This is a genomic window from Meiothermus sp. (assembly GCF_037443965.1).
GTDB lineage: Bacteria > Deinococcota > Deinococci > Deinococcales > Thermaceae > Meiothermus.
Genome location: NZ_JBBINI010000010.1, coordinates 13,992 through 27,097 on the forward strand (window position 1 = coordinate 13,992; position 13,106 = coordinate 27,097).

Annotated in this window: 10 protein-coding genes, 3 tRNA genes and 1 pseudogene; 12 read left to right on the top strand and 2 right to left on the bottom strand. The window is 61.7% G+C overall.

Annotation, left to right across the window (positions count from 1 at the left end; translation table 11 throughout):
- Nucleotides 1-85 precede the first annotated feature (85 nt).
- The 9 genes and pseudogenes from coxB to hisD all read left to right on the top strand — a co-directional run bounded on the left by coxB (nt 86) and on the right by hisD (nt 8,604).
- Nucleotides 86-1,153, top strand: a complete 1,068-nt coding sequence (gene coxB / locus WKI89_RS07210; protein WP_337868501.1) for a cytochrome c oxidase subunit II — start codon at nt 86-88, stop codon at nt 1,151-1,153.
- Between the two features lie 19 nt (nt 1,154-1,172).
- On the top strand, nt 1,173-3,590 hold the full coding sequence (locus WKI89_RS07215) for a cbb3-type cytochrome c oxidase subunit I (protein ID WP_337868502.1): 2,418 nt from the start codon (nt 1,173-1,175) through the stop codon (nt 3,588-3,590).
- A gap of 136 nt (nt 3,591-3,726) precedes the next feature.
- A tRNA-Lys gene (locus WKI89_RS07220) sits at nt 3,727-3,802 on the top strand.
- A gap of 110 nt (nt 3,803-3,912) precedes the next feature.
- A tRNA-Glu gene (locus WKI89_RS07225) sits at nt 3,913-3,988 on the top strand.
- A 3-nt stretch (nt 3,989-3,991) separates the two neighbouring features.
- Nucleotides 3,992-4,067, top strand: a tRNA-Val gene (locus tag WKI89_RS07230).
- Nucleotides 4,068-4,244: 177 nt separating this feature from the next.
- Nucleotides 4,245-4,778 (top strand): annotated as a pseudogene (locus WKI89_RS07235) (DUF4384 domain-containing protein); the annotation flags it as partial.
- A gap of 562 nt (nt 4,779-5,340) precedes the next feature.
- Complete coding sequence (locus WKI89_RS07240; RefSeq protein ID WP_337868503.1) at nt 5,341-6,429, top strand: aromatic ring-hydroxylating dioxygenase subunit alpha; 1,089 nt, start codon at nt 5,341-5,343, stop codon at nt 6,427-6,429.
- A gap of 40 nt (nt 6,430-6,469) precedes the next feature.
- Nucleotides 6,470-7,255 (top strand): DUF3108 domain-containing protein, encoded by a 786-nt coding sequence (locus WKI89_RS07245; RefSeq protein WP_337868504.1) that lies wholly within the window; start codon nt 6,470-6,472, stop codon nt 7,253-7,255.
- Between the two features lie 101 nt (nt 7,256-7,356).
- A complete protein-coding gene (gene hisD / locus WKI89_RS07250) occupies nt 7,357-8,604 on the top strand; it encodes a histidinol dehydrogenase (RefSeq protein WP_337868505.1) in 1,248 nt (415 codons plus the stop codon).
- A gap of 31 nt (nt 8,605-8,635) precedes the next feature.
- Here the strand turns inward: hisD and WKI89_RS07255 are convergent, their stop codons facing one another.
- Nucleotides 8,636-9,262 carry a hypothetical protein gene (locus WKI89_RS07255; RefSeq protein ID WP_337868506.1) on the bottom strand — a complete coding sequence of 209 codons (627 nt, stop codon included), beginning with the start codon at nt 9,260-9,262 and terminating at the stop codon, nt 8,636-8,638.
- Between the two features lie 764 nt (nt 9,263-10,026).
- A complete protein-coding gene (locus tag WKI89_RS07260; protein ID WP_337868507.1) occupies nt 10,027-10,431 on the bottom strand; it encodes a hypothetical protein in 405 nt (134 codons plus the stop codon).
- Between the two features lie 41 nt (nt 10,432-10,472).
- Here WKI89_RS07260 and WKI89_RS07265 point away from each other — a divergent pair, with 41 nt between their 5' ends.
- From WKI89_RS07265 to WKI89_RS07275, 3 genes are read left to right on the top strand one after another with little or no spacing between them, the layout of a single operon-like run.
- The gene (locus tag WKI89_RS07265) at nt 10,473-10,883 is read left to right on the top strand and encodes a rhodanese-like domain-containing protein (RefSeq protein ID WP_337868508.1); all 411 of its coding nucleotides are present in this window, start codon (nt 10,473-10,475) and stop codon (nt 10,881-10,883) included.
- 13 nt (nt 10,884-10,896) lie between these two features.
- The gene (locus WKI89_RS07270) at nt 10,897-12,342 is read left to right on the top strand and encodes a UDP-N-acetylmuramoyl-L-alanyl-D-glutamate--2,6-diaminopimelate ligase (protein WP_337868509.1); all 1,446 of its coding nucleotides are present in this window, start codon (nt 10,897-10,899) and stop codon (nt 12,340-12,342) included.
- A 4-nt stretch (nt 12,343-12,346) separates the two neighbouring features.
- Complete coding sequence (locus WKI89_RS07275) at nt 12,347-13,099, top strand: Nif3-like dinuclear metal center hexameric protein (protein WP_337868510.1); 753 nt, start codon at nt 12,347-12,349, stop codon at nt 13,097-13,099.
- The last annotated feature ends 7 nt before the right edge of the window (nt 13,100-13,106 follow it).

Here is a 13,106-nt window from a genome sequence, read left to right on the forward strand (position 1 = left end):
TATCGGACGCCTCGAGGCAAGTAGCCTAAAATGGTTCCAACTAAAATGCTATAAAATACCCCAAGATCAAGGGAGGATGCGAGGAATGCTGCAACGAAGTCTAGGTCTGATAGTTTTGCTGCTGCTGGGTTTGACGCTGGCCGCCGAGCCAGGCCAGGCCGGGGGCCACACCCTGAACATCCTAGACCGGGATGCCTCGGCGTTCAACCGCGAGGTTCGGGGGCTGTTGGCCTGGGTCATGGGCTTTGCAGCCCTGGTGTTTGTGGTGGTAACCGGGGCGCTGATTTACGTAACCGTCAAGTTCCGTCGTACCGGCAAAGAGACCAGTGAACCCGAGCAGATGCACGGCAACGATCGCCTCGAGGTGGCCTGGACGGTCATCCCCACGGTGATCGTGCTCATCATCTTTGGCCTTACCGCCCAGAGCATGTTTAAACTGGACCGTCCAACCCCCGGCGCCATGGTGGTGGAGGTGCGCGGCTGGCAGTTCTGGTGGGACTTCATCTACAAAGATCACGGGGTTCGCAACTCCAACGAGCTGATACTGCCTGTAGGTAAGCCGGTGCGCTTCGAGATTACCGGTGGGGATGGAGCCAACTACGACGTAATCCACTCCTTCCGCATCACCAGTATGGTGGGAACCCGCGACGCCATTCCCGGTGTGGTTACGACCATCGAGGTAACGCCGGAGAAAGTGGGTACCTACTACGGCCAGTGCGTGGAGCTGTGCGGGGCTTCCCACGCCAATATGCGCTTCAGGGTCAAGGTGGTGCCCCAGGATGAGTTCGACCGCTGGATTGAAGGGGCTAAAGCTTACCAGGCGACCACCCCAACCGACCCCACCCTGCTTCTGGGGGAAGAGCTGTATAAGCAACAGTGTGCGGCCTGTCACGCGCTCAAGGGAGTCGCACAGGGTCTTCCCAATAACCCCGACCTAACCTTCTTCGGCAACCGCACCACGGTGGGGGCCGGGGTGTGGCCCAATGTGCCGGAGTACCTCGAGCCCTGGATCAAAAACTCCCCCGGCATGAAGCCCGGCGTTAAGATGCCGGCCTTCCCTAATCTATCCGACCAAGATGTCAAGGCCATTGCGGCTTACCTGATGAGACACAAAGTGGAGGGCCTCGACTTTAGCAAGCTGGAAAAGTTCTAACGGGAGGATTGAACTAATTATGGCCGTTGCAACTCCACAAAGTACTTCCCGCATGGGATTCTGGCCCGCAGTCTGGGATCTGCTGACCACCAGCGACCACAAGAAGGTCGGCATGATCTATTTGGTGACCTCCTTTGTGGCCTTCGGGCTTTCTGGCCTGATGGCGGTGGCCATTCGCTGGCAGTTGGCAGGCCCTGAGCAGCAGTTCCTGGTAGGGGATGCTTATAACCAGATGCTCACTATGCATGGGGCTACCATGCTCTTCTTCTTTATCATCCCAGCAGGGCTAGCGGGTTTTGGGAATTTCATCCTGCCGCTGATGCTGGGGGAGCGGGACGTGGCTCTGCCACGCATCAACGCCTTTGCGGCCTGGCTATTCGTGTTCTCAGCGGTGCTCATCTATACCTCGCTGTTCTTTGGCGGGGCACCGGATGTGGGCTGGACCTTCTACTACCCCTTCTCGCGCACCACCGGCCTGGGCACCGATTTCTTCATGATGGGCTTGTTGCTGGTGGGACTCTCGAGCCTCTTGGGTTCGGCCAACTTTGCCGCCACGGTCTACAACCTGCGGGCCAAGGGGATGGGCCTGTGGAAGATGCCCATCTTTGTGTGGAGCATCTTCGCGACCTCCATGCTCTCTTTGTTCGCCCTGGCCGGCATTACCGCGGCCAGCCTGACTGTGTTGCTTTCCCGCAAGCTGGGGCTTACGCTTTTCGATCCCACGATCGGGGGCGATCCGGTGCTGTTCCAGCAGTTCTTCTGGTTCTACTCCCACCCGGCGGTGTACATCATGCTGCTTCCCTACCTGGGCATCGCAGCCGAGGTGGCCTCGACCTTCGCGCGCAAGCCGGTCTTCGGTTATCGCTTTATGGTGTTTGCCCTGGTGGGCATTGCGGTGGTGGGCTTTTTGGTCTGGGCGCACCACATGTTCACGGTGGGCGAGAGCCTCTTGTTCCAGCTGGTCTTCGTGTTCTTCACCGTGTTGGTGGCGGTGCCCACCGGCGTAAAGATCTTCAACCTGCTGGGTACCTTGTGGGGCGGCCAGCTCGACTTCAAGACCCCGCTGCTCTTCGTGATGGGCTTCATGTTCAACTTCCTGCTGGGGGGGATTACCGGGGTCATGCTGGCGGTGGTGCCCTTCGACTACCAGGTGCAGGACAGCTACTTCGTGGTGGCCCACTTCCACAACGTCTTGATGGCAGGCTCGGGCTTCTTGGCCTTTGCTGGGCTTTACTACTGGTGGCCCAAGATTACGGGCCGCATGTACCCCGAGTTCTGGGGTAGGGTGCACTTCTGGCTCTTCTTGGTGGGCTACCTGATCACCTTTATGCCCCAGTACGTGCTGGGCTTCCTGGGGATGCCCCGCCGCTACTACACCTACCCCGATGGGCTGTACCTGTGGAACGAGCTCAACTTTGCCTCTACTATTGGCGCGATAATTCTGGCCCTGGGTGGTATCGCCTGGCTGATTGCCATGGTTCAGAGCTTCCGCCAGAACGTGAAGGCCCCCGATAACCCCTGGGGGGGGTACACCCTCGAGTGGGCCACCTCCTCGCCGCCCCCCTCGTATAACTTTGCCGTGCAGTTCCCCACCGTCTTCAAGTCTGAGCGACCCCTCTACGACTGGGAAAAAGAGGGCCTCAAGCCGACCCCGGTAGACCCTGCCACCATCCACCTGCCAGCTCCTACGGTTTGGCCTTTCATGACCGCTGTGGGGCTTTTGATTACCGGTATTGGGATTTCGCTGGCCCCCGATATGGGCAACGCCGCGGTGGGTGGCGTTGCGGGCTGGGGTGGCTGGCTGGCGGTGGGCCTGGTGCTCTTTATGTACAGCCTGTTCCAGTGGGCGCTGCGTAAAGAGTACGACCACCCGGTGGTGCACCACACCGTGACCGGCAAGTCCAATGCCTGGGTGGGGATGGCTTGGTTCATCGTTTCGGAAATTGCCCTCTTCGGCATCCTGATTGCAGGTTACCTATACCTGCGCCTTACCGGCGCTGCGGTACCACCGGAGGAGCACCGCCCGGCCTTATGGCTGGCCCTGCTCAACACCTTCTTCCTGGTGGCCAGCTCCTTTACCGTCCACTATGCTCACCACGACCTGCGTGCCAACAAGTTCTCAGCCTTCAAGTTTGGCCTCCTGATCAGCATCATCTTGGGCGCGGTGTTCTTCTTGTTCCAAGTTTACGAGTTTGCGGTGCTCTTTAGCCACCACAGCTACCAAGAGCAACTGTGGGTGGCAGCCTTTGTGATTATTGTGGGCCTGCACGGTGCCCACGTGTTGATTGGCGGTACCGGCCTGGCGCTGGCCTATGCCCAGGGTTTAGCCGGCAAGATAGATAGCCATGAGCAGGGCACTCTGGAAGGCTCCTCGATGTACTGGCACCTGGTGGATGCGGTCTGGCTGTTCATCGTGACCATCTTCTATATCTGGTAAGTTGGTTTGGGCTCGAGGGCCGGAATACCGCCGGCCCTCGGCTTTTTTGGTGTGCCCGCGCTATAGACAACTTTCAGCCATTTGCCTATAATCTCTAAGGCTGTTGGGCCTTATATGCTCCGCAAGCCTAAAAACCGGACCGCTAGCTCAGTTGGTAGAGCAACCGACTTTTAATCGGTTGGTCACAGGTTCGAGTCCTGTGCGGTCCACCAAAAAGCCCCCCGGCGAAAACCGGGGGCTTATCTTTACGAAAGGGCGGCCCTGTGCTACCCTTATGAACGGTCTTTTGGTGGGTCTATCCCCACAGACCCAAGACTCCAGCGGCCCCATCGTCTAGTGGCCTAGGACGCCGCCCTCTCACGGCGGTAACAGGGGTTCGAATCCCCTTGGGGTCACCACACGGGCGACTAACTCAGTTGGTAGAGTGCATCCCTTACAAGGATGAAGTCGGGGGTTCGAGTCCCTCGTCGCCCACCACGTCCAGGACGAGAAACCCTCTTTATGCAAAGAGTGCATAAGGGGGGTTTTTGGTGCAACCAGGGTGTCATTGATTGACTGGCTAAAGAATCGCTCAACGCCAAGGTTAAGCTTTGCTGATGCGGGCTTCATTGCAGCAGGCTATCTCTTTCCTACCCTTGAACCAGGAGGAGCGAGATGAAGCGACTGATTGCAACAAGCTTGCTGGGCCTGATGGCCTATGCCACCCCGGTACTGAGCCCCCAAGGGATCATCGTCAACCCGGTGCCCACCGACCTCGAGGTGCAGACCTGGGTCGACCGCGACCCCTCGGGCCTGGGCAACGCGACCTACTTCTTTGGCGACAAAATCAGGATTTACACCCGCGTCAACCAGAACGCCTACGTCTACCTGTTCAACATCAACGCCGATGGGCAGATTGACCTGATTCTGCCCAATGCCTACAACCCTGGCAACTATTTGCGGGCGGGGGAGACCTATAGCTTTCCGGAACCTGGGGCGCGCTACGAGTTCACCATCAGCGGGCCAGCGGGGGTAGACCAGGTGCTGGCGGTGGCCAGCCGCCAGCCGCTCTCGCTCGCGCAGATTGCCGATATTCGCAGCGGGCAGATGCGGGTGCAGGGGGCTGGCAACCTGGCCAGGGCGCTCTCGATTGTGGTCACCCCGCTGCCCGACCGCGACTGGGTGAGCGATGCGGTGCGCTACAACGTGCAGCCCCGTCTGGCGGTCAACCCGCAGCCCGTGGTGCCCAGGCCGCCCATCTACTTCATTTCTCCGGTGCCGGGGTACTGGGTGGCCTGGGAAGACCGCGACGACACCGAGTATAGCGTGGCCTACCGCGGTGGCGATGTGGAGCAGATTTTCAGCTACTACCACCGCGACCTGACCTCCAAAGGCTGGGTGAAGGTGAGCTTCAAGTCCAAGGGGGGCAAGAAGAACCTGGCCTACGAGGCGGAGTACCGCCGGGGTGGGGATAGGCTCGAGGTCAGGGTAGCCCCCCGTGGCGCCGAGATGATTGTCAAGCTGGAGTGGGGCAGATAGCGCGCCCTGCCCCCATATGCCCCCGCTGGAGGCGCGGGGGCTTTGCTTTTATAATTGCCACATGCACCCCTGGCTGGATATTCCAACCAAACAACTGCGCTTTGCCAGGGCCATTATTGCGGCGGGTAAATAAAACCTCTTTCGCTCTCGTACAGTCGCGAGGCTGTACGGGTTTTGCCTTTTGAGTCCTCGACCCCTAGCCCTCGATTCCAAACGCCATTAAGGAATAACTATGAACAACCTCGAGGTTCACCCCAACATCGCCCAGGCCTCCACCCTTCCGGCCCGCTTCTACCAAGACCCCCAGGTATACGAAGCGGTCAAAGAAAAGGTGTTCGCCCGAAGCTGGCAGTGGGTGGGCGACACCGACGATCTAAAAGCCCCCGGCACCGTCAAGCCCTTTACCCTGCTGGAAGGCTGTCTGGATGAGCCGCTGGTGCTGACCCGCGACCACCACGATCAACTGCACCTGCTCTCCAATGTCTGCACCCACCGCGGGATGCTGGTGGCCGAGACCGGCGACAACGCCCGCTACCTGCGCTGTCGCTACCACGGGCGGCGGTTTGGGCTGGACGGCTGCTTTCAGGCCATGCCGGAGTTCGAGGGGGTAGAGGGGTTCCCCAGCCCCAAGGACGACCTGCCCAAAGTGGCCTTCGAGACCTGGGGCCAGGGGAAGTTTTTGTTTGCCAGCCTGAACCCGCCGGTTTCATTGCAAGAGGTGTTGCGTCCTGTGCAGGAGCGGTTGGGCTGGCTGCCCTTCCGGGAGTTTTACTTCGAGCCTGCCCGGGCCCGCGACTACCTGGTGCGGGCCAACTGGGCGCTGTACTGCGACAACTACCTGGAAGGCTTTCACATTCCCTACATCCACGCCTCGCTCAATAGCGCCATTGACTACAGCAGCTACACCACCGAGGTTTACGACTGGTGCAACCTACAGCTCGGGGTGGCGGCCCCCGGCGAGCCCTGCTTCGACCTGCCCAAAGACTCGCCCGACTACGGCCAGCGCATCGCGGCCTACTACTACTGGGTCTTCCCCAACCTCATGCTGAACTTCTATCCCTGGGGTCTTTCGGTTAATGTGGTGCGCCCGCTGGGGCTCGAGCTTACCAAGGTCTCGTTTTTGCCCTACGTGTGGGATGCCAGCAAGCTGGAGGCCGGGGCTGGGGCGGCCCTCGACCGGGTGGAACGCGAAGACGAGGTGGTGGTGGAGGCCGTGCAGAAGGGGGTCAAGTCGCGCTTCTACGACCGGGGGCGCTTTAGCGTCAAGCGGGAGCAGGGGGTGCACCACTTTCACCGGCTCATGGCCATGGCGTTGGAGTGAAAAAAAATCCACAGGTTTTGGCATTGGTAAGATAGGGGACATGGATATGGCGATTCCGCAGTCGCTGCGCTACAGCCTGAAATATGCCGGGCATCCGGCCGGTGAGCAGCGCCTGACCATCGAGCCGCGGCGGGACGGGCTGCGCCTGACCCTGGAAGCCAATGTGGAATTACCCCTACCCAAAACCCGGCAGCGCTGGGAGAGCGAGGTAGACCAGGAGGGCCTGCCCCGTTGGTACCGCGAACGGGTGGAAGGGAATGGAGCGCGGGTCATGGAGGTGGAGTTTTCCCGCGAAGACGGGCTGGTGACGGTGAGCCAGGGCAAGGACGACTTCGCGATTCCCTACCTGGCCCAGATGCACGACCCCCTCTCGCTGATTTGGGCTGTGGGGGGGCTACAACTAGAGGTGGGTGGGGTGGAAAAGTTCGCCCTGGTGGGGGGGCGGGCCTATGCCGAACGCCTGCCCGATCAAAACCTCGAGGTCATCTCTTCCGGCGAGAAAGCCGAGCGAAATGTGCGGGTCTACCGCTTGCGCCCAGGGCTTAGCCTGCTTTATTTCGATGAGGAAGGGTATCCGGTGCGGCTGACCCAGAAGGTGGGCGAGCACGTTTTCGAGGCGGATTTGGTTCAGGTGCAGCGCCTGGAGGCAGGGCAGCGCTTGCCGTCTTTAGAACGTCGCCTCGAGGCCGCCCCGCGCGATTCGGGCCGCTCCCGCATCGTGGCTGGTGAGCCTAACAAACCCAGGGTGGTTCTCGGTGAACCGCCCAGAGAACGTGCGGGGGATGCCTCCAACCGCCGCCGCCGTCGCCGCAGACGATACAACTGAAGGCCTTCTCCAGTGTTGGGCGGCTTCATTCTAGATTCGCGGCTGGTTATTGCCGGTGCTGTTTCGACCCCATCAAGGTAGTCTGCCAGAGGCTCGAGTTTATGATCAAAACCCCAGAGCAAATACGTGACCATTTCAAGGCCCGTCGGGTGACGGTGGAGTATGGCGATGCCCTCGAGACGGTGCGGCATATTCTGCATCAGATTGAGCAGGAAGGCGATGCAGCCCTGCACCGCATCAGCCAGGAGATAGACGGACATCCGGTGGAGGAGATTCCCAAGCGGGTCTGGCGGGAGGCCTACGAGAGCCTGGATGCCGACTTGCGCGATGCCCTCGAGACCGCCAAGGAGCGCATCGAGGCCTTTTACCGGCGGGAGCCCATGGGGGGCTTTCTGGGCGCCGGGCCGGATGGTGTGCTGGGCCAACTGGTGCGCCCGCTGGATCGGGTGGGGGTGTATGTGCCGGGGGGTTCAGCCCCGCTGCTTTCGACCGTCTTGATGACCGTGGTTCCGGCCAAGGTGGCCGGGGTGGGCGAGATTGTGGTGGCCTCGCCGCCCAGGGTGCATCCGGGAATTCTGGCCGCTGCCTGGGTAGCGGGCGCCGACCGCTTGTTTGGCATGGGGGGCGCGCAGGCGGTTGCCGCGATGGCCTATGGAACGGAACTGGTGCCACGGGTAGACAAAATAATGGGGCCCGGCAACCGGTATGTGGTACTGGCCAAGCGCGAGGTCTATGGGGTGGTGGGTATGGAGGGCTTGCCTGGGCCCACCGAAACCTTGATTGTGGCGGATGCCTCGGCCGACCCCAAGCTGCTGGCCGCCGACCTCCTGGCCCAGGCCGAGCATGGCCCCGACTCCGAAGCCTGGCTGCTTTCGTCCTATCGGGAACTCCTGGAGCGGGTGCGGGAGGAGCTAGAGCATCAACTGGCTACCTTGCCCAGGGCCGATGTGGCCCGCAAAGCCCTGGAGCGGAGCGGTCTGGTGCTGGTGGCGCACCTGGAACAGGCGCTGGAACTCGCCAACCTATATGCCCCCGAGCATCTTTGCCTTTCCATCCACGACCCCCTGTCGGCGCTGGGGATGGTACGCAACGCCGGGGGTGTTTTCCTGGGGGAGCACTCCTGCGAGGCCTTGGGCGACTACATCGCAGGCCCCAGCCACGTGATGCCCACCTCGAGCACGGCCCGCTTTGGTGGGGGCCTGTCGCTGCGCGACTTCCTCAAGGTGATTCCGGTGGTGGGCCTGACCCAGGAGGCGGCCAGCAGGCTGTCGGTATGGGGCGCCCGCATGGCCCGCGAGGAGGGCCTGGAAGCCCATGCCAGGGCGCTGGATCGCAGGGCGATGGAGTAGTTGCCCTCGGAAGGGCAACCCCGATAACGTTTTATTGTTCGGGCAGATAAACCCGCCCACGAACCGCTGCTACTGCGAGGTCTTGACCTACCTCTTTGCTTACTTTTTCGTAGACGCTCATCCACTCCTCGTTGGTCATCTCTTTGTCCGTTATGAGTTTCAGCAACAGGTTGTAGGAGTGGTTGCCGCCGGCCAGGGCAAGGATGACATCGTTGAGGCCGGTCATGTCCTTAAACTTGCGGATCATGCCCAGTGCGTCGAACTGAACGGTAGAGAGCGGGAGGAATTCATCGCCGCCCCGGTAGACCAGGCTGCTGACCTGCTCCAGCACATTCAGGGTTTTCTGACGTAAAGCCGCTTCCTCCAGGGCCTTGCGATGGGCCTCGAGGGCTTCCAATACCTTGGGCAACACGGGTTCGACAGGGGTACCTCCCAGAATGCGTTGGGCCCGCTCATGCCAGCCTTCAAAGGCCTTGGAGACTTCAATCACGCTGGCAGCCATGCCAGGGGAAGGAGGGCTGCCTTTGTCGAGCTGGCTGGCTACCTGGCGCAAGACCCCGCCCAACTCCCCCAGGCGGTTTTGCAGTCGCTGCCCCTCGTCCAATAGGCCCATCACGTCGGTCATTCCGTCCAAATCTTCCAGGGATGTAATTACCATGCTAGCTCCCCCTAATCATTCACGAGACCTTGCCGCAATGCGTGGGTTCTCGAGTTGCTGAACAATTTACCTCAACTCTTTCACCTTATTCCCATGATATGACCCTGAAGCCATGCATCAAGATTTGTCGGTGACCCAACAGCGCGTAAAGGGGTTCTCGGAGCCTGTTGGCGCGGGCTAAGGCAAAGCAGAAAAGCACCGGCATCCTCGACTTGACTCGAGGTGAGATGGACCCCAAAGGAACAATCGAATACGTGCTCAGGAGGCTACAGAAACCTGCAAAATCCAGAGATTCGATTACTGTGGCAACCCCATTGGCCCCTGTCGGTGTGGAGGTGCAACGGCAGGCGTTATCTAAAGTTATTCGGGGGTGCAGCCCAGGGTGGTGGTAGCTCGGTGCGAATCGGATCGTCACCCGACCATCTGGCGGCCAGCCGGTTGTGTGCGGCAGTAGTATATCTTGCGGGCCTGCGTTAGGCCTTGGTACAAGCCTACAAAAGTTAGTTTGAGGTTGGAAAGGTTTGCGAAACTGTGCATGCGGTGGGGTCAAGGTACGGCGGGCGTTGTCGCACTCTTCACAGACGTTGCCTCCCATCCGGGAGGCCACTGTACTGTGCAGGACAAAACAATCATGTTGTGGGCGGCTCAATAATTGTGAAGAGCGCTCTAAGGCGTTGCCGGGTCAATTTGGTGGGGGTGAGCTATGCCAAACCCCTGTTGACCCCTTACCTCATTTGTCCATGCTGGGGCGAAGTCGTCCGAGTTCAAAAATCTATCTCGAGCTTATAGCGCCCACTGCGGCCTTGCTGGTCGAGCTCGAGCTTGAAGCGCTCGGCCCCGCGCCGGTACTCGGCCTCGAGTTTGGTGGCCGGGCCTTTGTACTCGAGGCGGGTGCGCACCCAGCCCCGGCTGGTGAGCCAGTTGTGGAAGAAGGTGTAGACCTGCTCGAGGGGGTCGCGGGTCTCGAACTCGGCCTCGCTCGAGCCGCCCCGTTCCTCGCGCTTGATAGCGACGCTGCCGGGATAGGGCGGCAGGCCCAGCCGGGCATTCAGCACGAAACTGGAGGTTTGGGGTACGGGCCGCACCGGCAGGGGAGGGGCGGGTTCGGGCCGCACGCCCACCACACAGGCCGAAAGCAGCAAGGGCAGGAGCCAAAGCAAACCACGCATACCTTAGCTAGCTTAAACCGCTCGGATGAGTAAATTGAGGCATGGCAATGAAGGTCGGCTATAAAAAGCTGCTCGAGCAGGCCCTGGCCGAGATCAAGACCATCTCGGTGGAGGAGGCCAAAGGCTACCTGGGCCACCCCGACTACGTGTTTGTGGACTTGAGGGACATTCGCGAACTCCAGCGCGAGGGTAAAATCCCCAGCGCTTTTCACGCCCCCAGGGGCATGCTGGAGTTTTGGATAGACCCCGAAAGCCCCTACCACAAGCCCATCTTCGCCTCGGGTAAAAAGTTCGTGTTTTACTGCGCGGGGGGCTGGCGCTCGGCCCTGGCAGCCCAGACCGTGCAGCGGATGGGATTGGAGCCGGTCTGCCACATCGAGGGCGGCTTCAAGGCCTGGGCCGAGGCCGGGGGGGCGGTCGAGCGGCTCGAGGGGCCCAAAAATCAAGTCTAACGGAGCGGCCTGGATGCCAACCCTGCGAGAGCTATTTGGACTATTCGAACAGACCGCCCCGGCCCTGGAGGTGCGGGGCGTGACCCACGACTCGCGCCTGGTACAGCCGGGTTTTGTCTTCGTGGCGATCCCCGGCGTGCCCCTGCCGAGCCGCAAGCCTTTCGATGGGCACGACTACATCCCCCAGGCCATCCAGAACGGGGCGGTGGCGGTGGTGGGGATGCGCGAGCTGCACCTGAACGTGCCCTACCTGCGGGTGGCGGATGCGCGCGCGGCCCTGGCCGATCTGTCGGCGGCGTTCCGGGGGTATCCGGCGCAACGGCTAGAGCTGCTGGGGGTGACCGGCTCCAAAGGCAAAACCACCGTTGCGGTGCTGCTCCATCACCTGTTGCAAAGGGCCCGTCCGCCGGTGGGCAGGCTCTCCACGGTGGGCATCAAAATTGGCCAAGAAGAGCTTTTTTTGCCCGGCCACTTCACCACCCCCGAGGCCCCGCAGGTACAGGAGATGCTGCACCGCTTCGTGCAGGCGGGCTGCCGGCAGGCGGTGCTCGAGGTGAGCAGCCACGCGCTGGCGCTGGAGCGGGTGCGGGGGCTGGAGTATCGGGTGGGGGTGTTTACCAACCTCTATGAAGACCACCTCGACCTGCACGGGAGCATGGAGAACTACTTTGCCGAGAAAAAGAAGCTCCTGGAGCGCTCGAGGTTCGCCGTCGTGAATAGCGACAACCCCTGGACCCAAACCCTGCTGGGCCGCCCCCAGACCTGGAGCTTCGGCCAGCAAGGGGACTGGCAGGCCCACAACCTGGTGGAAAGCAGTACGGGCCTCGAGTTCGAGGTGGCCTCGCCCATCGGCCGGTTTGCCGTACAGCTTCCCATGGTGGGTCGCTTCAATGCCGAGAACGCCCTGGCCGCCATGGCTGCTGCTGCGCAGGTGGGCCTCTCGGTGGAGCAAATCCAGGAGGGCTTGGCTGGTTTTCCCGGCGTGCCGGGCCGGATGCAGCTTGTGCAGAGCGAGCCCTTTCGGGTGGTGGTGGACTTCGCCCATACCGGGGCCAGCCTCGAGGCCGCCCTCCAGACCCTGCGCCCCACCACCCAGGGCCGCCTGGTGGTGGTGGTCGGGGCCGCCGGGAATCAGGATCCCAGCCGGCGCGTGGGCATCGGCCAGGTGGCGGCGCGGCTGGCCGATCTCGCCATCTTTACCGAGGAAGACCACCGCACCGAGCCGCTGGAGGCCATTTTGGAGACCATGGCCCAGGCCCACGGCGATCCCCGCCGGTACCTGCTCATCCCCGACCGGCGCGAGGCCATCCGCTACGCCATCCGGGAAGCCCAGCCGGGCGATACCCTGCTATTTAGCGGCAAGGGCCATGAGCGGACGCTCGAGCGGGGTACGGAGGCCATCCCCTGGAACGAGGTGGACGAGGTGCGCAAGGCCCTGGCGGCGCAACCGGTAGACTGAGGCCATGCGGCGCGATGATCTGGTTCGCTGGCTGGATGAGTACTTAAAAATTCGGGAGTTCAAAGACCCCTCACTCAACGGTTTGCAGGTGGAAGGCCGGGCGGAGGTGCGTCGGGTGGGGGCCGCGGTGGACGCAGCCCAGGCTATCTTCGATAAAGCCGCCGAAGCCGGGGTGGATTTTCTCATTACCCACCACGGTCTCTTCTGGGGGCAGCCTTTCGCCATTGTGGGGTATCAGAAGAAGCGCCTCGAGCGGCTTTTCTCGGCGGGCATCAGCCTCTACACGGCCCATCTTCCCCTCGACGCCCACCCCGAGGTGGGCAATAACGCCGTGCTAGCCCGCGAGCTGGGGCTGCAAAGCCTGGAGCACTTCCCGCACCCCAAGTACGGCAACATCGGCTACATCGGCCAGTTTGCCGAGCCAGCGCTGCTGGCCCTGGTGGAAGACCGCATTGGCGAGCTAACTGGCATGCAGCCCCTGGTGGTGCGGGCCGGCTTGGAGGCGGTGCGCCGGGTGGGCATTGTCTCGGGGGGTGGGGCGGGGGATGTGGGGCTGGCCAAGGCCCTGGGCTGTGACCTCTTCATCACCGGCGAGCCTGCCCACGCCCACTACCACGAGCCCTTCGAGCTGGGCCTGAACGTGATTTACGCCGGCCACTACGACAGCGAGACCTTCGGGGTCAAGGCCCTGGCCGCCAGGCTGGAGCGGGAATTTGGCCTGCCCTGGGTGTTTATTGAGCATCCGACCGGGTTATAGTAAAAGT